This window comes from Hydrogenophaga sp. (assembly GCF_050250835.1).
GTDB lineage: Bacteria > Pseudomonadota > Gammaproteobacteria > Burkholderiales > Burkholderiaceae_C > Hydrogenophaga.
On sequence record NZ_JBFWNX010000001.1, the window covers coordinates 152,236 to 175,361 of the forward strand.

Sequence of the window (23,126 nt, forward strand, 5' to 3'; positions counted from 1 at the left end):
CTGTCCCTTGAAAGCCTCATCGCAGCCAGCCGCCGGGCTTGACGTCGTTATCGTGGGCGCCGGTTTCGGCGGCCTGTATGCCATCCACAAGTTTCGCCAGCAGGGCCTGAAGGTGCGCGCCTTCGAGGCCGGCGACGGCGTGGGCGGCACCTGGTACTGGAATCGCTACCCCGGTGCTCGCTGCGACGTGGAAAGCATGGAGTACTCGTATTCCTTCAGCAACGAATTGCAGCAGGAATGGAAGTGGAGCGAGAAGTACGCGCAGCAGAGCGAGATCCTGCGCTACGCCAACCACGTGGCGGACCGCTTCGAGCTGCGAGATGCGATCCAGTTCAGCACGCGCGTGGTGAGCGCTGCTTTCGATTCGGCGAGCAGCCTCTGGACGATCCGCACCGACCAAGGCGACACCGTCAGCGCACGCTTTTTCGTGGTGGCGGGTGGCTGCCTCTCGTTGCCACGCATGCCTGACTTCCCCGGCCGCGACAGCTTCCAGGGCAAGCTCTATCACACTGGCACATGGCCGCACGAAGGCGTGGACTTCACCCGCATGCGGGTCGGCGTGATCGGCACCGGCTCCAGTGGTATCCAGGTCATTCCACGCATCGCCGAGCAGGCGAAGCAACTCACGGTGTTCCAGCGCACCGCCAACTTCAGCTTGCCGGCCTGGAACACGCCCATGCCTGCCGAGTACGAGGCCTGGTTCAAGGCCTACTACCCGGCACGGCGCGAGAAAGCACGCTATTCCTCGGCCGGCATTGCCAACCATCCCACGCCCGACAAGGGCGCACTCGAGGTGTCCGACGAACTGCGCGCCAAAGTCTATGAGGCGGGATGGGCGCACGGTGGACCGGGATTCACCCGCATCTACAAGGACATCCTCTCCAACGAAAAGGCCAACGAGACCATGGCCGAGTTCGTGCGCAACAAGATCCGACAGAAGGTGAAGGACCCGGCGGTGGCCGCAATGCTCACGCCCACCGACCACGCCATCGGCACCAAGCGCATCTGCGTGGACACCGACTACTACGAAACCTACAACCGCGACAACGTGAAGCTGGTGAATGTGCGTGAGCATCCGATCGAAGCGATCACACCCAAGGGCATCCGCACGACTGAAAAAGAACACGAGCTCGATGCCATCGTGTTCGCCACCGGATACGACGCAGTGACCGGCGCCATCCTCAACATCGACATCCGCGTCGACGGCGGTCCCTCACTGGCCGAGAAATGGGCTCATGGCCCCAAGACCTACCTGGGGCTCATGACCGCCGGCTACCCCAACATGTTCATGGTCACCGGCCCGGGCAGCCCTTCGGTGCTGACCAACATGATCACCTCGATCGAACAGCACATCGAGTGGATTGCCGACTGCCTGCGCTACCTCGGTCAAAAGGGCATCCGGCGCATGGAGGCGCAACCCGACTTCGAAGAGGCCTGGGTCCGCCACGTCAACGAGGTCGCCGATACCACCCTCTTCCCGCGCGCCAACTCGTGGTACACCGGCGCCAACATCCCGGGCAAACCACGCGTGTTCCTGCCCTACGTGGGCGGTCACGGCGTCTACCGCATGAAGTGCGCGGACGTGGCGTTCAAGGGTTACGAAGGGTTCACGCTGCAAGCCTGACCGGGCGCGCCGCCGCTTCCTGAGGGTTCAACAGGAAGTGCGCAGCGCGCTCGCCGATCATCATCGAAGGCGCAGCCGTGTTGCCGCCAATGATGTTGGGCATGATGGACGCGTCCGCCACGCGCAGGCCTTCGATGCCGTGCACGCGCAGGCGGGAATCCACCACCGCCATCGGGTCCTCGGCAGGCCCCATCTTGCAGGTGCCTACCGGGTGGTAAGTGGTGGTGGTGGCCTGGCGCACATAGGCTTCAATGCGATCGTCGCTGACAGCGCTGGCGCCGGGTGACAGCTCGTCGCCCAGGTAGGGCGCCATCGCCGGCATGCCCAGGATGCGCCGCGCTTCCTTCAGTCCGCGCACCAGGGTGCGGGCGTCCTCGCGGTCTTCCAGGAACCGTGCGTCCAGCACCGGCTTGTCGGCCGGGTTGGCGGAGGCCAGTGACACCTGGCCGCGCGTGCGTGGCCGCAGGAGCGCCACGTGCAGCACCACACCGTGGCGGCGCGGCATGGTCTTGGCGTTTTCCTTCATGCCCACCATGAAGGTGTATTGCACATCGGGCCGATCCAGGCCGGGCTGGCTGCGAAAGAAGCCGCCCGACTCGGCGGCGTTCGACGACAGCATGCCAGTGCGGCCAAACAGATACTGGAACGGGGCCATGGCCACACGCGGTGCCACGCGCCAGCTCAGCGCGTAGGACTCTGCGCCAGGATTGGCCATGGCCACCGACACGGTCGGGTGATCCTGCAGATTCGCGCCCACGCCTGGCAGTTCATGCTGCACCTGCAGGCCGTGCTGGTGCAGCATGTGCGCCGGCCCGATGCCGGAAAGCATGAGCAATTGTGGTGAATTGATGGCGCCCGCAGACACCACCACCTCGGTACCGGCGTCCAGCTCGACGCGCTTGCCGCCGTGTACCACGGTCAGGCCCACGGCGCGGCCCGCAAGCAGGCGGATGCGTTCCACCAGCGTGTCGGCAAACACCGTGAGGTTGGGCCGGCCCATCACAGGGTGCAGAAAGGCGCGCGAACTGCTCAGGCGACGGCCATCGCGCTGGTTGAGTTCAAACAGGCCGAAGCCGTCTTGCTGCTCGCCGTTGAAATCGTCGTTGCGTGCGTGCCCGGCCTGCTGCGCCGCGTTCACGAACGCGTGCGACAACGGATTGGTGTGCCTGAGCCGCTGCACGTCGAGCTCACCACCCCGGTTGTGCCAGCGGGATGCACCGGCGGCGCGGTTCTCGTGCTGCTTGTAGAACGGCAGCACATCGTCGTATCCCCAGCCGGGGTTGCCCAGCGCGGCCCACTCGTCGTAGTCGCGCTGGTGGCCCCGGATGTAGACCGTGCCATTGACCGAGGTGCAGCCGCCGAAGAGTCGTCCGCGCGGGCAAGGAATGTCGCGCTGGTTGACGCCCTCGCCGCCCCTGAAGTTGAACTGCCAGTTGTAACGCTCGTGCGGCAGCAGGAACACGTTGCCGATCGGCACCGTGGTCTTGACGTTGACGGGGAAGTTCAGGTCGGAGGGCCCGGCCTCGACCAGCGCGACGCGAACGGCCGGATCGGCCGAAAGCCGGTTGGCCAGCACGCAACCGGCCGCGCCAGCGCCCACGATGATGTAGTCGAAACCCGTATTGGAACGTGACATGGGTGCTCTCAGCTCAGCGCTTCATGGGGTGGCCCTTGAGCCACACCGCCTTGGTCTGCAAATACTCTTCCATGTGCTCGGTGCCGGACTCGCGGCCGTAGCCACTCATCTTGTAGCCCCCGAACGGCACCGCCGGGTCCATCGCCTGGTAGCAGTTCACCCACACCGTGCCCGTGCGCAGCCCGCGCGAGACGCGCTGCGCGTTGCTGATGTCGCGCGTCCACACCCCGCTGCCCAGCCCGTACGGCGTGTCGTTGCCCCGCCGGATCACTTCGTCCACGTCGTCAAACGGCATGGCCGAGATCACCGGACCAAAGATCTCCTCGCGCGCGATCGTCATGCCGTCGTTCACCCCGGCAAAGATGGTCGGCGCCACAAAGTACCCCTGCGCCAGCGCCCCTTCGGTGATGCGCCCTCCCCCCGACAAGGCCCTGGCCCCCTCGGTCTTGCCCGTGGCCAGGTAGCCCGTGACGCGCTCGAGCTGCGCGTCGCTCACCAGCGGGCCAAGCTGCGTCTGCGGGTCCAGCGGATCGCCCACGCGCAGCGTCTTGGCAAAGGCGGCCACGCGTTCGACAAATTCGTCGTGGATGCGGCGCTCGACAAACAGCCGCGTGCCCGCGCTGCAGATCTGCCCCGAGTTGTTGAACACCGCCATGGCCGCGCCAGGCACCGCCTCGTCCAGGTCGGCATCGGCAAACACGATGTTGGGCGACTTGCCTCCCAGCTCGACCGAGACGCGCTTCATGTTGCCGGCCGAGGCGCGCACGATGTGCTGGCCCACTTCGGTCGAGCCGGTGAAGGCAATCTTGTCCACATCGGGGTGGGCCGCCAGCGCCGCTCCGGCTTCACCGAAACCAGTCACCACGTTGATCACGCCGGGCGGAATGCCCGCTTCCAGGCACAGCTCGCCCAGGCGCAGGGGCGACAGCGGCGCCTGCTCGGCCGGCTTGAGCACCATGGTGCAGCCCGTGGCCAGCACCGGGGCGATCTTCCAGATGGCCAGCCCCAGCGGACCGTTCCAGGGGTTGATGGCCGCGACCACGCCCACGGGTTCCTTGAGCGTGTAGGAGAAGACGTGGCCGTCGACCGAGTTCTCGATGGTGTGGCCGTGGGTGGCCGTGGCCAGCCCGGCGTAGTAGCGCAGCAGGGCAATGCCCCGGCGCCGACCGGCTGCGGTGCGCGCGATCGGTCCGCCCATGTCCAGGGTGTCCAGGGTGGAGAGTTCTTCGAAGTGCTGGTCGAGCAGGTCGGCCAGCTTGAGCAGCACGGCCTGGCGGTCGAAGGGCTTGAACTTGCTCCACGGGCCTTCGAAGGCGCGCCGCGCGGCGCCCACCGCGCGGTGGATGTCCTCGGGCCCGGCTTCGGCCACTTCGGCCAGCACCTGCCCCGTGCTCGGGTTGTAGGTCTTGAACGTCTTGCCCGAGGCCGCAGGCACCAGCTGGCCGTCAATCAGCAGCAGCTTGGGCTTTCCGTCCAGGAACGCGGGCAGTTTGAATGGGGTTGGAATGCTTCCCATGGTGTGTGTCCTTGTAGAGGGCTTCAGCCCGGTCGCTTCATCTGGCAGGAAGTGGGGAGCGACGAGACGTAAGGCTCGAGCTTCTGCAGCGTCTTCCATCCGTAGCCGGTCTTCTCCAGGTCGTACTTCACGGCCTTGCCGTCGGCCTTGGTCCAGGTCGAGACCACTTGCGACTGCTGGATCTGGTGGTCCATCTTGCGCATCTCGATCTCGCCATTCATGCTCATGACCTTCAGCCCTTCGAGGGCGCGGGCCACGGCCAGTGGTTCGGTCGACTTGGCCTTGGCCATGGCCGCAGAGAGCAGCTTCACCGTGCTGTAGTAGGGCAGCACCACGAAGTCGTCGTTGTACTTGGCGCGGAAGGGCTCCATCACCTTCTTGCTCTCGTTCGGGTAGTCGTTCGGGTTCCAGTAGGTGATGAGCTTGACGTCCTCGGCGTTGGCAGAGGCCAGCGCAGTGGGTGCGCCGGTGGTGGCGGCGTTGTAGGTGAAGAAGGGCACCTTCAGGCTGGCGTCCTTGGCGGCCTTGATGAGCAAGGTCAAGTCGGCGCTCCAGTTGGCAGTGACCACCGCCTGCGCGCCCGAGGCCTTGATTTTGGCCACGTAGGGCGCGAAGTCCTTCACCGCCAGCATGGGATGCAGGTCGTCACCGACGATTTCCACGTCGGGCCGCTTCTGCTTGAGCACGGCCTTCACACCGGCGCTGGTCTGCTGGCCGGTGGAGTAGTTCTGGTTGATCAGGTAGATCTTCTTGAGATCGGGCAGCGTGGCCATGTAGCTGACCAGGCCCTGAGTCTTCATGTCCTGGTGCGAATCGAAACGGAAATGCCAGAAGCTGCATTTTTCGTTGGTGAGCTCGGGTGCGCCGTTGGTCACGTCCAGGTAGATCAGTTCCTTGCCGGGATTGCGCTCGTTGTGTCGGTTGATGGCGTCGATGAGTGCGGCGGCCACGGCCGAGCTGTGCGCGTGCGCGATGTAGCGGATGCCCTGGTCCGACGCACTCTTGAGCTGCTGCAGCGATTCCTGCGGGCTGCCCTTGCCGTCAAAGTTCACCACCTCATAGGTGTGGCCGCTTGCCCAGTTTTCCTTGTTGGCGATGTCCACCACCAGGCGCAGGGTCTTGTTGGCGTTCTCCACGATGGCCGCGGCCGGTCCGGAGAACGGGTCGATGTGCGCGATCTTCACGACATCGGCCCACGACGCTGAGCAGGCCAGTGCAACGGCCAGGCCGGTGGCGGAACGGATGAAAGATTTCATGGTGTCTCCTTTGGGGGGTGGATGGGACAAAGCCAGAGAGCGAGTCGCTACACCTCCAGCCATTCCTTGCGGATCTGGCTGTTGCGCTGGAGGTCCGAGGGCGCGCCCTCGAAGACGATGGCGCCGTGTCCCATGACATAGACGCGCTGGGAAATCTGCATGGCAATGGCCAGCTTCTGCTCGACCAGCAGCACCGAGATGCCGCGCCGGCGGAGTTCTTCGAGGTAGGCACCCACCTGTTCAACGATCTTTGGCGCCAGGCCCTCGGTGGGCTCGTCGATCATGATGAGATCAGGGTCGCCCATGAGCGTGCGGCACAGCGTGAGCATCTGCTGCTCGCCGCCCGATAGCACGCCAGCCGCCGTGTGCCGGCGCTCCTTCAGGCGCGGGAACAACGTGTACATGTCGTCCATGGACCAGCGCGAGGCCTTACCCTTTTTCTCGCCGAGGATCAGGTTCTGTTCGACCGTGAGCGTGGGGTAGATGTCGCGGCTCTCGGGCACGTAGCCAAGGCCTTTGTGGGCGATCTGAAACGCCTTGAGGCCGAGAATCTCCTCGCCTTTGAAACGGATCGAACCGGTGGCCTGCACCTGTCCCATGGCCGCCTTGACCGCCGTGGAACGGCCCACGCCGTTGCGGCCCAGCAGACTCACGATCTCGCCCTGTCCCACATGGAGGTTCAACCCATGCAGCACGTGGCTCTTGCCGTAGAAGCCATGCACGTCGCGCAGTTCGAGCAGCGGCGATGTGGTGTTGACTGCGCTCATGCCGATGCTTCCTCGTGTGCGGTGGTGCCCAGGTAGGCTTCCTGCACCGCGGCGTTGCAGCGGATGCGCTCGGGGGTGTCGCAGGCGATCACCTCGCCATACACCACCACCGCGATCTTGTCGGCCAGGCCAAACACCACACCCATGTCGTGCTCCACCATCAGCAGGGTTTTGCCCACCGTCATGCGGCGGATCAGGTCCACCGCTGCGTCCGACTCCGAGCGGCTCATGCCGGCAGTGGGTTCGTCGAGCAGGATCACATCGGCACCACCGGCCACCGTCACGCCGATCTCCAGCGCACGCTGTTCGGCATAGGGCAGCAGGCCGGCGGCCACGTCGCGCTTGGCGACCAGACCGGTCTGCTCCAGGATGGCTTCGGCGCGCTCGCGCACGTCGCCGAGTGCGGCGAGTCGCTGCCAGAAGGAATAGCGGTACCCCAGCGACCACATCACCGCGCAGCGCAGGTTCTCGTAAACGCTCAGACGGTGGAAGATGTTGGTGATCTGGAAACTGCGCGAAAGACCCGCGCGGTTGATCTCGAACGGCTTGAGCCCCACGATGGAATGGCCCTTGAGCAGGATGTCGCCCGAACTCAGGCCGAAGCGGCCCGAGATCAGGTTGAACAGCGTGGTCTTGCCGGCGCCGTTGGGCCCGATGATGGCGAAGCGTTCACCCGCCGGCACCACCAGGTTGGCGCCGCGAATGATCTCGGTGGCGCCGAAGCGCTTGCGCACATCGCGCAGTTCGATGGCTGGAGCGTGATTCATGATTTCCTGCCCTCCAGGGCACGTGCGTCGATCTCAGCGTTCACGCTGTCCCAGGCGCTCACGAAGGCCACCTTGCGCGAACGCAGCCAGACAGCGCCCAGCGCCACCAGGGCGGCACCGATGCCCGCGCCGATCCACATGCCATGCTCGCCCAGTTGCTCCAGCAGCCGGGCCGCCGCCGCCTTGCTGGTGCCAAAGGCGTGGATGTAAGCCAGCTCCACCAGGATCACGGTGCCCAGCGCGATGAGCGCGGCGGCCAGCACCACGGCGATCCAGTGCGGTGCCACGCGGCCGAATCGACCCGAGCGCAGCACGCGCCAGTTGGCGGTGAACAGACCCGCCAGGCCACCGGGCGCGTACATCACGAACAGCACGAAGAATGCGCCCAGGTAGAACTGCCAGGCACCGGTGAAGTCTGAAAGCTTGTGCATGAGGAAGCCGCCCACCAAGGCGCCGACGATGGGACCAGCAAAGCTGGTGGTGCCGCCGATGAAGGTGAGGATGAGCGCGTCCGCCGAGCGCTGGGCGCTCAGGCTTTCGGCGCTCACCACCTCGAAATTGATGGCCGAGAGGCCCCCTGCCACGCCTGCGAAGAAGGTGGCCACCACCAGCACGATGTAGCGCACACGGCGGGTGTCGTAGCCGATGAATTCGGCACGCTCCGGGTTGTCGCGCACCGCATTGGCGATACGGCCCAGCGGCGTCTGTGTGAAAGCGTACATCACCAGCGTGCTGAGCACGAGCCAGAACGCGATGAGGTAATACACCTGGATCTGTGGCCCGAACGACAGGCCGAACAGCGGTTCGCCGTAGCTGCGGTTGGTGGACAGACCGCCTTCCCCACCGAAGAAGCTCGGGAACATGTGCGAGAGCGCAAACACCAGTTCGCCAATGCCCAGCGTGATCATGGCAAAGGTCATGCCGGCCTTCTTGGTCATGATCAGGCCGAAAAATGCACCGAACAACATGCCGGCCACACCACCCACCAGGGGAATCAGGTAGACCGGCATCCACATCGCGCCGCCGGCGGCCATGTTCATCGCGTGGATGGCGAAATGCGCACCAAGCCCTGAATACACCGCGTGGCCAAAGGACAGCATGCCGCCTTGCCCCAACAACATGTTGTAGGACAGGCAGAACAGAATGAGCGTGCCCATGGTGGAGAGGAAGTAGACCGACGCGGAACTGCTGAACAGCAGCGGCGCGAACACCACCACCAGCGTCAGTGCCAGCCAGGGGAATGCCAGCTTGAAGCGATTCCATCGAGTGGCGCCGCCGGGCCAGCTTTGCTGGACGGCTGGTGCCGCGCCCTTGAGGGGGTAGCGCGAAGCGATGCGGGGGTGTTTCATTTTCAGGTCTCCCGTGTTCCCAGAAGACCTCGGGGCCGGAACACCAGCACCAGGATCAGCAGCACGTAGGGCAGGATGGGCGCCACCTGCGCCACCGTGAGCTTGAAGAGGTCGTATGCCGGTGCCGACTCGTCGATCACCACGCCCCAGTGGCTCACCAGCGTGATCAGCGAATAGTCCATGGACACGGCAAAGGTCTGCACCACGCCGATGAGCAGCGAAGCCAGCAGCGCACCCACCAGCGAGCCCAGCCCGCCAATGACCACCACCACAAATATGATGCTGCCCACGGCAGCGGCCATGGACGGCTCGGTGACGAAGGCATTGCCACCAATCACCCCAGCCAGTCCGGCCAGTGCGGCGCCACCCCCAAACACCATGGTGAACACGCGCGGCACGTTGTGGCCCAGCGCTTCCACCGATTCCGGATGCGTGAGCGCCGCCTGGATCACCAGCCCGATGCGCGTCTTCTTGAGCAGCAGGTAGATGGAGAGCAGCATCAGCAGCGCCACCAGCATCATGAAGCCCCGGTAGGCTGGAAAGGTGGTCGAGAACAGCGTGAACAGGGGGCGGTCGAGCTCGATCGGCACGGCGTAGGGCTGCGTGGTCCGGCCCCAGATCACCTGCACCACCTCGACAATCATGTAGGCCAGGCCGAAGGTGAACAACAGCTCGGCAATGTGGCCATGCCTGTGCACCACACGCAAGCCGTGGCGCTCGATGAGCGCGCCAATGACTCCCACCGCGAGCGGCGCCACGACAAGCCCCACCCAGAAGCCCAGGTAGGTGCTGATGGCGTAAGCCAGGTAGGCGCCCAGCATGTAGAAGCTGGCGTGCGCGAAATTCAGCACGCCCATCATGCTGAAGATCAGCGTGAGACCGGACGAGAGCATGAACAACAGCAGGCCGTAGCTCACGCCGTTGAGCAGGGCAACGATGAAATATTCCATGACGGACTCCGAGGGGCGCGCGGGCTGCCTCGTGGCAACCCGGGGCCGGGGTTCAGCGGGCGGTGAAACCCCCGTCCACCGGCAAGGCCGCGCCGGTGACGAAAGAAGCCTCGTCGGACGCCAGCCACAGCGCGGCGTTCGCCACTTCGTGCGGCTGGCCGATGCGCCCCAGCGGGATCGCAGCGAGCACCGCGGCCTGCGACTTGGCCGCCATCTCGGCGCTGGCGTTGGGATCGAAGAATTTCGGGAACATGGGCGTGTCGATCGGGCCCGGACAGATCACGTTCACCCGGATGCGGTCGGCCGCACAACGCAGCGCGAGCGACTTCGTCATGCCCACCACGGCGAACTTGGCGGTGGAATACACAGGACTCACCGACGCCCCCACAAGGCCCGCCGTGGACGCGGTGAACAGGATCGAGCCACCGCCGGCCTTGCGCATAAAGGGCAGAGCCGCGCCTGCCGCCAGCAGGCCGGCGCGCACGTTGAGGTTCATGGCTTCGTCGTAGGCCACCATGTCGAGGTTCTCCACCTCACGCAGGCCCGGCATGCCCGCGTGGGCCCAAAGCACGTCGATGCCCCCCATGAGACGGGCCGCCTCTTCGATGGTGCTGCGGCAGGCATTCGCGTCCAGCAGATCGGCCACGATGCCGTGAGCCTTGCCGCCGCTGGCGTTGATCTGGTCCACGACGGTCTTCAGGCGCTGGGCGTCAATGTCGATGGCCACCACGGTAGCGCCTTCGCGGGCAAATGCCTCGCACCCGGCCTGACCCATGCCGGAAGCGGCGGCCGTCACGATGGCCTTCTTGTTTGCGAGTCTCACACGGTCTCCTGTGGTTTAAATGTCCCACCTTTAAAAGGTCCCACTATTTTGAGAGACGACAGAAATTCCGCCATGGGGGTAAACCCTGTCAGCAAAAAGCAGTGTCGCGAAGCGCCTGGCCGGTCAACGACCTGGCCCGATGTCGAGGCTCTTGGCCAGGTCTCTCAGCGCGACGAGCAATGCGCGCAGTTCGCGGCTGGCGGCATCGGCATCGCGCCGCACGAAGTGCTCGTAGAACCGCTGGCGCGCCGCCGCCAGTTCAACCGGCGAGAAGTAGGTGGGGCCCAGCAGGCGACCCACCGTGTCGCTGATGGAGTCCACCACCATGCTGATGGCGCGGTTGCGCGTGGCCCTGGCCAGGATGCGATAGAACTCCAGCGAATAGGCCAGCCGCTGCTCGTAGCTCGGGTCCGACAGCGTGGACGCCGTCTTGTCCACGATGTCCTTGAGCGCCGAAAAATCTTCTTCTGTGGCCCGCTCACAGGCCAGGCGCACCACCACGTCCAGCAAGTGGATGCGCAACTCCGTCAGGTCGTCCACCGAGATCGAACCCAGGTGCACCATGTCGCGCATCACCTCGGTGACTTTGCCCGTGGTGTCGCCCTCACGGATAAACGCCCCGCCCTTCACGCCCAGCTCCATCGCAATGAGCCCGGCGTTCTCAAGGTTGCGCAGCGCCTCACGCACGGCGTTGCGCCCCACGCCCAGTTGTTCGGCCAGGTCCTTTTCAGATGGCAGCTTGTCGCCGGGCTTGAGCGCACCATTGGCCAACTGCTCTCGAATGCTGTTGACCACCAGTTCGTAAGTGCGCCGGGCCGGCACGGGCGTGATCTGAAGCTTGTGATCGGAGGACGGCACTGGCATGAAATTGGAGGCCTGAAAAAGAACGCGCAGTGTAAGCGCAGGCTTCTGACCCCGGGAGGCGCCATCCCATCGGCCTGGTTCGTTGGCCAGCAGATGAAAGCAAAAAGCCGCTGCAAGCAAAACTTGCAACGGCTTCTGGATTTTTGGCGGAGTGGACGGGGCTCGAACCCGCGACCCCCGGCGTGACAGGCCGGTATTCTAACCAACTGAACTACCACTCCTGGTAGATGGCGTTCGCTCTTGCGAGCCAAGTGCCAACCACTTGTTTGCCTACTTGCCTTGCGGCTTGTTTGGCGACCCTACGGGGATTCGAACCCCGGTACTCACCGTGAAAGGGTGATGTCCTAGGCCTCTAGACGATAGGGTCAAAACCTTGGGACTAACCGAATCGCGAATTCTAGCATCGGGCTACCGGTACTCTTCTTCACGATTGAAAAACTTTGGTGGAGGTAAGCGGGATCGAACCGCTGACCTCTTGCATGCCATGCAAGCGCTCTCCCAGCTGAGCTATACCCCCACGCGGGTTGCTGTTCTGTACCGGGTGAATCGCTCCAAGCGGTGCATTTCAGCAAGCCTCAGATTATAGGCGATTTTTTCAAGCACCCTGCAAACGCGCCAACACGATCTGACGATCCTGCAGTTCGAGCACAGCGTCCAGCGAAGGCGTCTGGGCCGTGCCCATCACCAGCACTCGCACCGGCATCGCGAGTTGCGGCATCTTCAGGCCATGCGCGGCCAGCGTTGCCTTGATGGCCGCAGCAATGGCGGCCTTGTCCCACGCACAGTCGGCCAGCCTGGCGACGAGCGTGGCCAGCACGGGGCGCACGGCGTCGGTGACATGCTGGGCAAGCTCTTCGGGGTGGGGCGTGACGTCGGCATAAAACGCCCGCGCCCATTGCGCCAGCGCCACGGTGGTGTCGCAGCGGTCCTTGAAGAGTCCGCAGATGCGCGGCAGCCGTGCGTCTGCGCGCACGCCCAGCTTTTCCAACTGCTGCGAAACCAGCGGCACCAGAGCCTCATCGGTCATGGCCTTGAGATGCTGGGCATTCACCCAGCGAAGCTTGGTTTCGTCAAACTGCGCGGCGCTTCGGCCGAGGTGATCCAGGTTGAACCACTCCAGGAACTGCGCACGGCTGAAGATCTCGTCGTCGCCGTGGCTCCAGCCCAGGCGGGCGAGGTAGTTGACCATGGCATCGGGCAGGTAACCCTCGTCACGGTATTGCGTCACCGGTTTGGCGCCGTTGCGCTTGCTCATCTTTTCGCCCTGCTCGTTGAGCACGGTGGGCAGGTGGGCATACACCGGGGGCTCCTTGCCGAGCGCGCGGAAGATGTTGATCTGGCGCGGCGTGTTGTTCACGTGGTCGTCGCCACGGATCACATGGGTGATGGCCATGTCGATGTCGTCGACCACCACGCAGAAGTTGTAGGTGGGCGTGCCGTCGGGACGCGCGATCACGAGGTCGTCGAGTTCGTCGTTGGCGATCTCGATGCGGCCTTTCACCTTGTCGTCCCATGCGACCACGCCACCTTGCGGGTTCTTGAAACGCAGCACAGGCTTGACGCCTTCGGGCACCGGCGGCAGGGCCTTGCCAGGCTCAGGGCGCCAGGTACCGTCGTAGCGCGGCTTTTCTTTTGCCGCCATCTGTTTCTCGCGCAGGGCATCCAGTTCGGCCACGCTCATGTAGCAGGGGTACACCAGGTCGGCAGCCAACATGCCTGCGAGCACCGCCTTGTAGCGGTCCATGCGCTGCATCTGGTAGAAGGGGCCTTCGTCGTGATCGAGTCCGAGCCACTTCATGCCTTCGATGATCACGTCCACCGCCGCCTGCGAAGAGCGCTCCAGATCGGTGTCTTCGATGCGCAGGATGAACACGCCTCCGGTGGAGCGTGCGAAGGCCCAGGGATAGAGCGCCGAGCGGATGTTGCCGAGGTGGATGAAACCGGTGGGCGACGGAGCGAAGCGGGTTCTGACGGTGCTCATGAAAGGGTGTCCAGGCCGCGCGACAGGTCGGCCTTCAAATCGTCGAGATGCTCCAGGCCGACCGCCACGCGGATCAGGCCCTGACCGATGCCGGCGGCCTGCCTCTGTGTCTCGGCCAGCTTGCCGTGTGACGTGCTGGCCGGGTGGGTCAGCAAGGTCTTGGTGTCGCCCAGGTTGGTGCACAGCGACAGCACTTGCAACGCGTCGAGCACATGAAAAGCGCGCGCCCGCGCCTGAGTGGGATCGTCGGCCTTCAGATCGAACGACAGCACCGCGCCCCCCACGCCGGACATCTGGCGCATGGCCAGCGCATGCTGGGGGTGACTGGGAAGTCCAGGGTAATGCACGCGCGCGACCGCGGGGTGCTGCTCCAGCCACTGCGCCAGCGTCAGGGTGGCCGCGCTCTGTGCGTTCATGCGCAGGCTCAGCGTCTCCAGTCCCTTGAGCACCACCCAGGCATTGAAGGGTGAAAGCACCATGCCGGCGTTTTTCTGCACGGGCAGGAATTTCTCGCGCACCAGTTCTTCGGCCGCGCACAACGCGCCAGCCATCACGCGTCCCTGGCCGTCCAGGAACTTGGTGCCTGAGTGCATGACGATGTCGGCACCCAGCGTCACAGGGCGCTGCAGCGCCGGCGTGGCAAAGCAGTTGTCCACGCACAGCAAGGCGCCCACGCCGTGCGCAAGGTCGGCCAGCGCGGCGATGTCGCAGACTTCCGTCAGCGGATTCGTGGGCGTTTCCGCAAAGAGCAGCTTGGTACCCGGCCGCACGGCAGCGCGCCAGGCGTCGATGTCGGACTGAGGGACGATCGTGGATTCGACGCCAAAGCGAGCGAACTCGGTGCCGATCAGTTTGATGGTCGAGCCGAACATCGACTGCGAAAACACCACGTGGTCACCCGAGCGCAACATGCTGAAGCACATCAGCATGATGGCCGCCATGCCGGAGGCGGTGGCCATCGCGGCTTGCGTGCCTTCCATCGCGGCCAGGCGCTGCTCGAAACTGGTGACGGTGGGGTTGCCCGTGCGGCCGTAGGTGTAGCCGTCCTCCTCACCCGCGAAGCGGCGCGCCGATGCGTCGGCGCTGGGCTGTACATAGCCACTGGTGAGGTAGAGCGCCTCGGAGTTTTCGCCGTACTGGCTTCGCTCCACGGCTTCTCGCACGGCCAGCGTGTCGCGGTGCAGACCGGGCGCGGTTTTCTTCTGCGTCATGGGAGGGTCTTCTACAAGGGTGATCAGGCGACCTGTGCGTTGGGCAGGGCCAGGCGCGAGGTGTCTTCTTCGCCCTCCTCGCTGTGGTCGCGCCCCGCGTTGAGGCGGGCGATGTCGTCGGGGGTGATGTCGCCGGTGACGTAGACGCCATCGAAACACGAGGCATCAAAGCCGGAGAGACTGGGGTTGAGCGAGCCAATGGCCTGCTTCATCGCGTCCACGTCCTGGTAGATCAATGCGTCGCAGCCAATGCTCTCGCGCACCTCCTCGACCGTGCGACCGTGCGCCACCAGTTCGTCGGGCGTGGGCATGTCGATGCCGTAGACGTTGGGATAGCGCACCGGGGGCGCAGCGCTGGCCAGATAGACCTTGCGCGCGCCAGCGTCGCGAGCCATCTGGACGATCTCGCGGCTGGTGGTGCCGCGCACGATGGAGTCGTCCACCAGCAGCACGTTGCGGCCCTTGAACTCGCTGCCGATCACGTTGAGCTTCTGACGCACCGATTTCTTGCGCACGCCCTGCCCCGGCATGATGAACGTGCGGCCCACGTAGCGGTTCTTCACGAAACCTTCGCGGTACGGCAGGCCGAGCAACTGGGCGAGCTCCATCGCGCTCGGACGCGAGGATTCGGGGATGGGAATGACGACGTCGATCTCGTTGGGCGGCACGGTGGAGACCACGCGCTTGGCCAGCGTGATGCCCAGGTTCAGGCGCGCCTGGTAGACCGAAATGCCGTCGAGCACGGAGTCGGGACGGGCCAGGTACACGAACTCGAAGATGCAGGGATGGTGGCTGACCTTGTCGGCGCACTGCTGGAAGTGCATCTGGCCTTCGAGATCGACGAACACCGCCTCGCCCGGTTGCAGGTCGCGGTCAAGCACGTAACCGGTGCCCTCGAGTGCCACCGATTCGCTCGCCACCATCACGCCGCCCTGGTCGTTGTGGCCCACGCAGAGCGGACGAATGCCGTGCGGATCGCGGAAGGCGAGCAGGCCATGACCGGCGATGAGCGCCACCACCGCATAAGAACCCTTGACGCGCTGGTGGACGCCGCGCACGGCTGCAAACACATCGGCCGGCTTGAGGGTGATGCCACGCGTGACCTTTTCCAGTTCGTGCGCCAGCACGTTGAGCAGCACCTCGGAGTCGCTCTCGGTGTTGACGTGGCGGTGGTCGGTCTGGAACAGCTCCTGCGCCAGCGCCTTGGCGTTGGTCAGGTTGCCGTTGTGCACCAGCACCAGGCCGAACGGCGCATTCACGTAGAAGGGCTGCGCCTCTTCTTCGCTGAAGGCGTTGCCTGCCGTGGGGTAGCGCACCTGGCCCAGCCCACACAGGCCGGGCAGTGCGCGCATGTTGCGGGTGCGGAATACGTCGCGCACCATGCCTTTGGCCTTGTGCATGAAGAATTTGCGCCCCTGCTGGGTGACGATGCCAGCCGCGTCCTGCCCCCGGTGCTGCAGCAGCAGCAAGGCGTCGTAAATGAGCTGATTGACCGGCGTCTTGTTCACCACGCCCACGATTCCACACATGATTTGAACCCTCAGGAAAACTAACGGATATGTCGGGCCACCGGCTCGGGTAACAAGGGGCGTATTTCCAGCAGCGTGGCCGACAGCATGCCTGCGGTGCTTGAACCCTGCCACCACGCCGCGCTCTGCAACTGCATCATGCTCACCACCACGGCCACGCCCAGCAACATCACCAGTGCCCGCGCGAGCCCGAAGGCGCCACCGAGCACCCGGTCCACCGGCCTCAGGCCCACGCTGGCCACGATCTTCTGCACCAGCCAGGCCACCATGCCTCCGGCAAACGCCACCAGGATAAACACCAATACAAATGCCAGCGCCAGTTTCAGCGGCGGCGAAAAGCCATCCATCGGCAACCGGGCAGCGACGTCGTCGGCAAAGGCCTGGGCGAGGATGAAAGCAAGCACCCATCCGGCCAGCGAAAGCACTTCGTACATCAGCCCGCGCCAGAGCCCCAACAGCACGGACAGCAGCAAAACCGCCAGCAGCACCCAGTCCGTCGTCACCATGGTTGGCGTCCCGCCAGGCTCACAGTGTGAGCACGCTGGCGCTCAGGCCCAGCGCCTTGACACGAGCCGCCACCTTTTCGGCCTCCGCACGGCTCTCAAACGGACCCAACCGCACCCGGATGCGTCGGCCGTCGGCCGTCTGAGCCACCTGCGTGTAGGTCTTGAGGCCGGCTGCTTCAAGTTTCTGCCGCACCGTGCGCGCGCCAGCTTCTTCGGCAAACGCACCCACCTGCACCACCATGCGCTCGGAGGCACCGGCCGCGGGCGCGGGGGCCGGTGAAGCCGCTGCAGGCGGCGTCGGCTTGCCCTCCAGCAGTGCCCGGGCACGCTCGGCATCGGCGGGCGGTTTGACCGGTGCCGGTGCCGGTTTGGCCTCCACCACCTCCTCTTTGGCGCCCAGGCCCTCGCGCGCATTCACGCTTTCGGGGGGCGGCCTGGGGGCTGGTGCCGGTGCAGCGGGCGGCACCGCCGTGGCGGCGGCGGGCGCCTTGGCGGGCACCGGCGGGAGCGTCTTGGCAGGAATTTCGATGGGAATGTCCACCGGAATCGGACGGGGCTGGGTATCGAACAGCAGCGGGAACCCCACCACACCCAGCAACACCAGCACGCTCGCACCGATCAGGCGGTGGCGCGCGCGCCGGCGCACGGCCTCGATGCTCTGGGGTGGCGGTGTCGAGGAATTGCCCTGGGAACCTGAACGGGATTTGAACATTCGGGGTGGGACCGTGGCGCCATGAAAGGCCTGGCGGGGGGCGCGGCAGGGGGAGCGCTCGGGGCGCGGGAGGCGTTCAGGCGGACAGGTGTTTCGCCGACATTCGGGGCACACCGTCCTGCAAAACGCCACCCACGGTGTAGAACGATCCGAAGACGACGATTCTATCAGCGGGGTCTGCGGCGGACACCGCTGCGCGCAAGGCGTCCATGGGGTTGGCGTGGCAGCCGGCGACCCGGCTCTTGCCACCGGGCGCGGCAGCGGGATGGGCGTCGAGCATGGCAGCCAGGGCCGCCGCCGTGCTGGCGCGCGGCAGCGGCAGGTCGGTCACGTGCCAGTGGTCGATGAGTGGCGCGATGCGCTCGAGCATGGCCGGCAGGTCCTTGTCGGCCATGGCGCCGAAGACGGCATGGGTGCCAGGGTAGAAGCCCATGGCGTCGAGGTTTTCAGCCAGCGCCGCCACCGAATGCGGGTTGTGCGCCACGTCCAGCACCAGCGTGGGCGTGCCGGGCACGATCTGAAAGCGCCCGGGCAGCTCCACCAGGGCCATGCCGTTGCGCACGGCCTGAGCCGTCACTGGCAGGCGTGCGCGCAGCGCTTCCACTGCCGCCAGCACGCCCGAGGCATTCACCAGCTGGTTGGCGCCTCGCAGTGCGGGATATGCCAGGCCGGCATAGCGGCGGCCGCCGTGCGAGGGGTGCATGGCCCAGCCCCATTGCTGCTGGTCGCCGGCAAAGTGGAAGTCTTTCCCCAGGCGCCACAGACGGGCGCCGATTTCCACCGCGCGGTCGAGCACACTTTGCGGCGGCACGGGGTCGCTCACCACCACGGGGCGTCCGGTGCGCATGATCCCGGCCTTCTCGAAGCCAATCGCCTCGCGGTCGTTGCCCAACAGGGCCATGTGGTCTAGCGCAATGCTGGTGATCACCGCGCAATCGGCGTCGATGATGTTCACCGCGTCCAGCCGCCCGCCCAGGCCCACTTCGAGAATGGCCACGTCCAGACCAGCTCGGGAAAGCGTGCGCAGGATGGCCAGCGTGGTGATTTCGAAATAGCTCAGGCTGATCTCGCCCGAACCGTCGTCGCCCGGTTGCCCCTTGCGCGCCACCTCGACTTCGGCAAAGGCGGGTAGAAGCTCGGCCTGTTCCACCGGCGCGCCTGCCACGCGGCAGCGCTCCTCGAAATGCACCAGGTGCGGCGAGGTGTAGACCCCCGTGCGGTAGCCCGACTGGGTGTAAATCGCCTCCAGCATGGCGCAGGTGGAGCCCTTGCCATTGGTGCCGGCCACGGTGATCACCGGGCAATCCAGCGCCAGGCCCATGCGCTGCGCCACGCGCCGCACGCGATCGAGTCCCATGTCGATGGTGACCGGGTGCAGGCGTTCGGCATGGGCCAGCCACTCGGCCAGGGTGGTGGGGTGGGCGGGAACGGGAATGTCGAGCATGCGGTGATTGTCCCATCGCGGACAATGCAGGGCATGACCACCCTTTACGGCATTCCCAATTGCGACACGGTGAAAAAGGCCCGCACCTGGCTCACCGCCCACGGTGTGGATCACCAGTTTCATGATTTCAAGAAGCAGGGCGTGCCCGCCGAAGCGCTGGACCGCTGGCTGGCTGCGGCCGGCTGGGAGACCATCATCAACCGCAAGGGCAACACCTGGCGGCAACTCGACGCTGCCACCCAGGCTGGCGTGAGCGATGCAGCCAGCGCGCGGACGGTGGCACTGGCGAACCCCAGCGTGATCAAGCGCCCGGTCGTGCAATGGAACGATGGCGCCATCACCGTGGGTTTCATCGCCTCAGACTGGCAGACCCGCATCTGAATGGCCTGAGGCCTCCGGCCTAAAATCGCGGATTCGCCTTTTTTCTGCTTCACCTCATGACCACCACCCAATTCGACGGCGTCTCCGTCAACACCCAGGCCAGCGTCTATTTCGACGGCAAGTGCGTCAGCCACGGCATCACCTTCGCCGACGGCACGAAAAAATCGGTCGGCGTGGTGCTGCCCGCCACCCTCACCTTCAAGACCGGCGCGCCCGAGGTCATGGAGTGCGTGGCCGGTGCCTGCGAATACCAGCTGGACGGCACCAGCACGTGGGTGAAGTCCGGCCCGGGTGACAAATTCAGCGTGCCGGGCAACAGCAGTTTTCAGATCCGCGTGACCGAGCCCTACCACTACATCTGCCACTTCGGCTGAACCCCATGGCCACCATCCTCCAGAACCTTCCCACGAAACAGAAAGTCGGCATCGCCTTTTCCGGCGGGCTCGATACCTCGGCCGCGCTGCTGTGGATGAAGCAGAAGGGCGCGATCCCCTACGCCTACACCGCCAACCTGGGCCAACCCGACGAGCCGGACTACGAAGAAATCCCGCGCAAGGCGATGGCCTATGGCGCCGAGAAAGCGCGCCTGGTCGACTGCCGCACACAGCTCGCCCACGAAGGCATTGCCGCGCTGCAATGTGGCGCTTTCCACATCAGCACCGCCGGCGTGACTTACTTCAACACCACGCCGCTGGGGCGCGCTGTGACCGGCACGATGCTGGTGTCGGCCATGAAAGAGGATGACGTCCACATCTGGGGCGACGGCTCGACCTTCAAGGGCAACGACATCGAGCGCTTCTACCGCTACGGTCTGCTGACCAACCCGAGCCTGAAAATCTACAAACCCTGGCTGGACCAGTTGTTCATCGACGAGCTGGGGGGGCGCGCCGAGATGAGCGCTTTCATGACGGCCAACGGCTTCGGCTACAAGATGAGCGCTGAAAAGGCCTACAGCACCGACAGCAACATGCTCGGCGCCACCCACGAGGCCAAGGACCTGGAGAACCTCAACAGCGGCATCCGCATCGTCAACCCCATCATGGGCGTGCCGTTCTGGCGCGAGGACTGCGTGGTCAGGGCCGAGGAAGTGACCGTGCGTTTTGAAGAAGGCCAGCCGGTCGCGCTGAACGGCCAGACTTTCGACAACCCCGTGGAACTGATCCTCAAGGCCAACGAAATCGGCGGGCGCCATGGCCTGGGCATGAGCGACCAGATCGAGAACCGCATCATCGAAGCCAAGAGCCGAGGCATCTACGAAGCCCCGGGGCTGGCGCTGCTGTTCATCGCCTACGAGCGCCTGGTGTCCGGCATCCACAACGAGGACACCATCGAGCAGTACCGCATCAACGGCCTGCGCCTGGGCCGTCTGCTGTACCAGGGCCGCTGGTTCGATCCCCAGTCCATCATGCTGCGCGAAACGGCGCAGCGCTGGGTGGCACGCGCGGTCACTGGTGAGGTCACTGTCGAGCTGCGCCGGGGCAACGACTATTCGATCCTGAACACCGAAAGCCCCAACCTCACCTACGCGCCGGAGCGCTTGAGCATGGAGAAGGTGGAAGACGCGCCGTTCTCGCCGCTCGACCGCATCGGCCAGTTGACGATGCGCAACCTCGACATCACCGACACGCGGGCCAAGCTGGGCATCTATGCCAAATCGGGTTTGCTCTCGCTGGGTGAAGGGTCGCAGATGTTGAAGCTTGAGGGCGAGTAACCTCTTCTCGTCGTTTTCGTGCGTCGACCTCGCGGGATCGGAGTGACGGGTCACTCCGATCCCACAAGGAATCAGACCACCACAGGCTCTGGCTCCAGCAGGATGCCAAAGCGCTCGTACACGCTGGTCTGGATGGCCTTGGCCAAAGTCATCACTTCGCCACCCGTCGCCCCACCCCGGTTCACGAGCACCAGCGCCTGCTTCTCGTACACGCCCGCATTCCCCACGCCCCGGCCCTTCCAGCCGCAGGCGTCGATCAACCAGCCCGCCGCCAGCTTGATGCTGCCGTCCGCCATGGGGTAATGAACCACCTTGGGATCGCGGGCAATGATGTCTGCGCACTGCTCCACGCTCACCGTGGGATTCTTGAAGAAACTGCCCGCGTTGCCGATCACCGCCGGGTCAGGCAGCTTGGCGCGGCGGATCGCGCAGATCCAGTTGAAGATCTGCCTCGCATCGGGATGCGGGCTGCCGGTGTCGGCCATTTTTCGCTCCAGATCGGCATAGCCCAGCACCGGCTTCCAGGGCTTGGGCAGCCAGAAGCGCACGCGCGTGATGAGCGCACGCCCCGCCAGCCCCAGACCCTTTTCGCCCGCTGGCGCGTGCTTGAACACCGAATCCCGGTAACCGAAACCGCACTGCGCCGCGTCCAGCGTGAAAGAGCGGCCCGTCTGCAGGTCGATGGCATCCAGCGAGTGGAAACGGTCCTGCAGCTCGACACCGTAGGCCCCGATGTTCTGCACCGGCGAAGCCCCCACACTGCCGGGAATCAGCGCCAGGTTCTCCAGCCCGGGCCAAGCCTGTTCCAGCGTCCAGTTCACGAAGTCGTGCCAGTTCTCGCCGGCACCCGCTTCCACCAGCCAGCCCCTGGGGGTTTCCTCCAGGAGGCGGCGCCCGCCGATTTCCACCTTGATCACCAGCGGCTTGATGTCGCCTGTGATCACCAGGTTGCTGCCGCCACCCAGAACAAAAGGCGGTGCCTCGCGCGTGAGCCCTGGCCAATCCCTGCTGGCCATGAGCGTGGACACGTCCGCGTCGCTCTTCACCCGTGCCAGATGCAGTGCGCGCGCCACGATTCCGAAGCTGTTGTGGGCCTGTAGAGGAACCTGGTTCTCGACTATCATCCGTCGATTGTCTCACCCGCCCGCGCCCGGACCGGGCTCCAAGCATGTCCGTCAGCCCATGAATTCAGCCACCCCGACGCCCGCCAATCCACCCACCTGGCAATGCGTGCTGGTGTGCTGGGGCACGAAATACCCGGTGACGCTGATCAACCACCTGATCGAACGCATCGCCGCGCACAGCCGCAGCGTGCCGCGCTTCGTTCTCATCTGCGACGAGCCCAAGGCGGGCCTGCTGCCTTTTGTGCAGACCAGCATCTTTCCGCCCTTCTACATGCAGAAGCCGTTCAAGTCGGTGGGTTGTCAGGCCAAGCTGGCCATGTTCGAAGATGGCGTGCTGCCGCAGGACCTGCCCGTGGTCTACATTGACCTGGACACCGTGGTCATGGGCGACATGGGCGAGGCGGTGGGCTTCATGAAAGACCAGGACACGGTGCTCATGCTGCAAAGCGCCATCATCCCCTTTGGCCGCATCGGTCGCGCCATCTGGCGCGCCACCAAGGGCCGCAAGTACGCACGCGGCAACTCGTCGGTGGTGGTGTTCCACCCGGCTCGCTGCACCTACGTCGCCCAGCGGTTTCGCGAGCTCTACGAACGCCATCCCGACTTCGGTTTTCGACCCATGGTGGCCGATGAACGCTTCATCAGCTGGGCCGCGCAGCCGCACATGGAGCGCATCCCGAAGTCCTTCGCGGTCAAGTTCCCCAACGAGTTCATGTTCCACCTGCCCGGCTGGCTCTATGTAAAAGCGCTCCTTCCCTGGGTGCGGGCACGGCGCGAGAAGCTGGCGGCCATCACGCTGTGCGGACTGGACATCAAGCCCGAAAAACTGCTGGCGCTGCGCGACGCCGAGGTGATCGCCGACAACAAGGACCGCAAGCTGGTCTGGAGCACGCGCGTCATGGGCTCGTCCAAGCAGAAGATCATCGACTTTTATCGCGACATCATTCCCCTTTCCTCCTGAGCCAAGAAGACCAC

Annotated in this window: 21 protein-coding genes and 3 tRNA genes; 5 read left to right on the forward strand and 19 right to left on the reverse strand. The window is 65.0% G+C overall.

Features of this window, described 5'->3' with window-relative positions:
* Nucleotides 1-7 precede the first annotated feature (7 nt).
* Nucleotides 8-1,624, forward strand: a complete 1,617-nt coding sequence (locus tag AB7F11_RS00690; protein WP_428289157.1) for a flavin-containing monooxygenase — start codon at nt 8-10, stop codon at nt 1,622-1,624.
* Here the strand turns inward: AB7F11_RS00690 and AB7F11_RS00695 are convergent.
* The 18 genes from AB7F11_RS00695 to folC form a co-directional block, all read right to left on the reverse strand.
* Entirely contained in the window at nt 1,608-3,260 is a 1,653-nt protein-coding gene (locus AB7F11_RS00695) for a GMC family oxidoreductase (RefSeq protein WP_428289156.1), read from the reverse strand. The two genes, AB7F11_RS00690 and AB7F11_RS00695, sit on opposite strands and share 17 nt — an antisense overlap.
* A 13-nt stretch (nt 3,261-3,273) precedes the next feature.
* Nucleotides 3,274-4,776, reverse strand: coding sequence for an aldehyde dehydrogenase family protein (locus tag AB7F11_RS00700; RefSeq protein WP_428289155.1), 1,503 nt, complete (start codon nt 4,774-4,776; stop codon nt 3,274-3,276).
* Between the two features lie 23 nt (nt 4,777-4,799).
* Nucleotides 4,800-6,032, reverse strand: coding sequence for a branched-chain amino acid ABC transporter substrate-binding protein (locus tag AB7F11_RS00705; protein WP_428289154.1), 1,233 nt, complete (start codon nt 6,030-6,032; stop codon nt 4,800-4,802).
* A gap of 47 nt (nt 6,033-6,079) precedes the next feature.
* A complete protein-coding gene (locus tag AB7F11_RS00710) occupies nt 6,080-6,799 on the reverse strand; it encodes an ABC transporter ATP-binding protein (RefSeq protein ID WP_428289153.1) in 720 nt (239 codons plus the stop codon).
* The gene (locus AB7F11_RS00715; protein WP_428289152.1) at nt 6,796-7,566 is read right to left on the reverse strand and encodes an ABC transporter ATP-binding protein; all 771 of its coding nucleotides are present in this window, start codon (nt 7,564-7,566) and stop codon (nt 6,796-6,798) included. The genes AB7F11_RS00710 and AB7F11_RS00715 overlap by 4 nt, the downstream gene beginning before the upstream one ends.
* Nucleotides 7,563-8,915, reverse strand: coding sequence for a branched-chain amino acid ABC transporter permease (locus AB7F11_RS00720; protein ID WP_428289151.1), 1,353 nt, complete (start codon nt 8,913-8,915; stop codon nt 7,563-7,565). The genes AB7F11_RS00715 and AB7F11_RS00720 overlap by 4 nt, the downstream gene beginning before the upstream one ends.
* Nucleotides 8,916-8,917: 2 nt before the next feature.
* A complete protein-coding gene (locus AB7F11_RS00725; RefSeq protein WP_428289150.1) occupies nt 8,918-9,865 on the reverse strand; it encodes a branched-chain amino acid ABC transporter permease in 948 nt (315 codons plus the stop codon).
* Between the two features lie 52 nt (nt 9,866-9,917).
* Nucleotides 9,918-10,688: an SDR family NAD(P)-dependent oxidoreductase gene (locus tag AB7F11_RS00730; protein ID WP_428289149.1), complete on the reverse strand. Its 771-nt coding sequence runs from the start codon at nt 10,686-10,688 to the stop codon at nt 9,918-9,920.
* A gap of 123 nt (nt 10,689-10,811) precedes the next feature.
* Entirely contained in the window at nt 10,812-11,552 is a 741-nt protein-coding gene (locus tag AB7F11_RS00735; protein ID WP_428289148.1) for a FadR/GntR family transcriptional regulator, read from the reverse strand.
* Between the two features lie 144 nt (nt 11,553-11,696).
* Nucleotides 11,697-11,773, reverse strand: a tRNA-Asp gene (locus AB7F11_RS00740).
* 70 nt (nt 11,774-11,843) lie between these two features.
* A tRNA-Glu gene (locus tag AB7F11_RS00745) sits at nt 11,844-11,919 on the reverse strand.
* A gap of 74 nt (nt 11,920-11,993) precedes the next feature.
* A tRNA-Ala gene (locus AB7F11_RS00750) sits at nt 11,994-12,069 on the reverse strand.
* Between the two features lie 78 nt (nt 12,070-12,147).
* Nucleotides 12,148-13,533, reverse strand: coding sequence for a glutamate--tRNA ligase (gltX, locus tag AB7F11_RS00755; protein WP_428289147.1), 1,386 nt, complete (start codon nt 13,531-13,533; stop codon nt 12,148-12,150).
* On the reverse strand, nt 13,530-14,744 hold the full coding sequence (locus AB7F11_RS00760; RefSeq protein WP_428289146.1) for an O-succinylhomoserine sulfhydrylase: 1,215 nt from the start codon (nt 14,742-14,744) through the stop codon (nt 13,530-13,532). Before AB7F11_RS00760 ends, gltX begins: the two co-directional genes overlap by 4 nt.
* Before the next feature lie 23 nt (nt 14,745-14,767).
* Nucleotides 14,768-16,273, reverse strand: coding sequence for an amidophosphoribosyltransferase (purF, locus tag AB7F11_RS00765; protein ID WP_428289145.1), 1,506 nt, complete (start codon nt 16,271-16,273; stop codon nt 14,768-14,770).
* A gap of 20 nt (nt 16,274-16,293) precedes the next feature.
* A complete protein-coding gene (locus AB7F11_RS00770; RefSeq protein ID WP_428289144.1) occupies nt 16,294-16,779 on the reverse strand; it encodes a CvpA family protein in 486 nt (161 codons plus the stop codon).
* Between the two features lie 19 nt (nt 16,780-16,798).
* Nucleotides 16,799-17,491, reverse strand: coding sequence for an SPOR domain-containing protein (locus tag AB7F11_RS00775; protein WP_428289143.1), 693 nt, complete (start codon nt 17,489-17,491; stop codon nt 16,799-16,801).
* Between the two features lie 76 nt (nt 17,492-17,567).
* Nucleotides 17,568-18,935: a bifunctional tetrahydrofolate synthase/dihydrofolate synthase gene (gene folC / locus AB7F11_RS00780; protein ID WP_428289142.1), complete on the reverse strand. Its 1,368-nt coding sequence runs from the start codon at nt 18,933-18,935 to the stop codon at nt 17,568-17,570.
* A 33-nt stretch (nt 18,936-18,968) separates the two neighbouring features.
* On the opposite strand from folC, the gene AB7F11_RS00785 reads away from it, so the two are divergent.
* The 3 genes from AB7F11_RS00785 to argG are packed head-to-tail and all read left to right on the forward strand — an operon-like array spanning nt 18,969 to nt 21,027.
* The gene (locus tag AB7F11_RS00785; protein WP_428289141.1) at nt 18,969-19,316 is read left to right on the forward strand and encodes an ArsC family reductase; all 348 of its coding nucleotides are present in this window, start codon (nt 18,969-18,971) and stop codon (nt 19,314-19,316) included.
* Between the two features lie 56 nt (nt 19,317-19,372).
* Nucleotides 19,373-19,690, forward strand: a complete 318-nt coding sequence (locus AB7F11_RS00790; RefSeq protein WP_428289140.1) for a pyrimidine/purine nucleoside phosphorylase — start codon at nt 19,373-19,375, stop codon at nt 19,688-19,690.
* A gap of 5 nt (nt 19,691-19,695) precedes the next feature.
* On the forward strand, nt 19,696-21,027 hold the full coding sequence (argG, locus tag AB7F11_RS00795) for an argininosuccinate synthase (protein ID WP_428289139.1): 1,332 nt from the start codon (nt 19,696-19,698) through the stop codon (nt 21,025-21,027).
* Between the two features lie 71 nt (nt 21,028-21,098).
* Here argG and murB read toward each other — a convergent pair whose 3' ends face one another.
* On the reverse strand, nt 21,099-22,151 hold the full coding sequence (murB, locus tag AB7F11_RS00800) for a UDP-N-acetylmuramate dehydrogenase (RefSeq protein WP_428289138.1): 1,053 nt from the start codon (nt 22,149-22,151) through the stop codon (nt 21,099-21,101).
* A 58-nt stretch (nt 22,152-22,209) separates the two neighbouring features.
* On the opposite strand from murB, the gene AB7F11_RS00805 reads away from it, so the two are divergent.
* Complete coding sequence (locus tag AB7F11_RS00805; RefSeq protein WP_428289137.1) at nt 22,210-23,112, forward strand: hypothetical protein; 903 nt, start codon at nt 22,210-22,212, stop codon at nt 23,110-23,112.
* Nucleotides 23,113-23,126: the final 14 nt, after the last annotated feature.

Coding starts and splice junctions, on each gene's coding strand:
- AB7F11_RS00695 (WP_428289156.1), bottom strand. CDS start 3,260: ATGTCACGTTCCAATACGGGTTTCGACTACATCATCGTGGGCGCTGGC.
- AB7F11_RS00700 (WP_428289155.1), bottom strand. CDS start 4,776: ATGGGAAGCATTCCAACCCCATTCAAACTGCCCGCGTTCCTGGACGGA.
- AB7F11_RS00705 (WP_428289154.1), bottom strand. CDS start 6,032: ATGAAATCTTTCATCCGTTCCGCCACCGGCCTGGCCGTTGCACTGGCC.
- AB7F11_RS00710 (WP_428289153.1), bottom strand. CDS start 6,799: ATGAGCGCAGTCAACACCACATCGCCGCTGCTCGAACTGCGCGACGTG.
- AB7F11_RS00715 (WP_428289152.1), bottom strand. CDS start 7,566: ATGAATCACGCTCCAGCCATCGAACTGCGCGATGTGCGCAAGCGCTTC.
- AB7F11_RS00720 (WP_428289151.1), bottom strand. CDS start 8,915: ATGAAACACCCCCGCATCGCTTCGCGCTACCCCCTCAAGGGCGCGGCA.
- AB7F11_RS00725 (WP_428289150.1), bottom strand. CDS start 9,865: ATGGAATATTTCATCGTTGCCCTGCTCAACGGCGTGAGCTACGGCCTG.
- AB7F11_RS00735 (WP_428289148.1), bottom strand. CDS start 11,552: ATGCCAGTGCCGTCCTCCGATCACAAGCTTCAGATCACGCCCGTGCCG.
- gltX (WP_428289147.1), bottom strand. CDS start 13,533: ATGAGCACCGTCAGAACCCGCTTCGCTCCGTCGCCCACCGGTTTCATC.
- AB7F11_RS00760 (WP_428289146.1), bottom strand. CDS start 14,744: ATGACGCAGAAGAAAACCGCGCCCGGTCTGCACCGCGACACGCTGGCC.
- purF (WP_428289145.1), bottom strand. CDS start 16,273: ATGTGTGGAATCGTGGGCGTGGTGAACAAGACGCCGGTCAATCAGCTC.
- AB7F11_RS00770 (WP_428289144.1), bottom strand. CDS start 16,779: ATGGTGACGACGGACTGGGTGCTGCTGGCGGTTTTGCTGCTGTCCGTG.
- AB7F11_RS00775 (WP_428289143.1), bottom strand. CDS start 17,491: ATGTTCAAATCCCGTTCAGGTTCCCAGGGCAATTCCTCGACACCGCCA.
- folC (WP_428289142.1), bottom strand. CDS start 18,935: ATGCTCGACATTCCCGTTCCCGCCCACCCCACCACCCTGGCCGAGTGG.
- AB7F11_RS00785 (WP_428289141.1), top strand. CDS start 18,969: ATGACCACCCTTTACGGCATTCCCAATTGCGACACGGTGAAAAAGGCC.
- AB7F11_RS00790 (WP_428289140.1), top strand. CDS start 19,373: ATGACCACCACCCAATTCGACGGCGTCTCCGTCAACACCCAGGCCAGC.
- argG (WP_428289139.1), top strand. CDS start 19,696: ATGGCCACCATCCTCCAGAACCTTCCCACGAAACAGAAAGTCGGCATC.
- murB (WP_428289138.1), bottom strand. CDS start 22,151: ATGATAGTCGAGAACCAGGTTCCTCTACAGGCCCACAACAGCTTCGGA.
- AB7F11_RS00805 (WP_428289137.1), top strand. CDS start 22,210: ATGAATTCAGCCACCCCGACGCCCGCCAATCCACCCACCTGGCAATGC.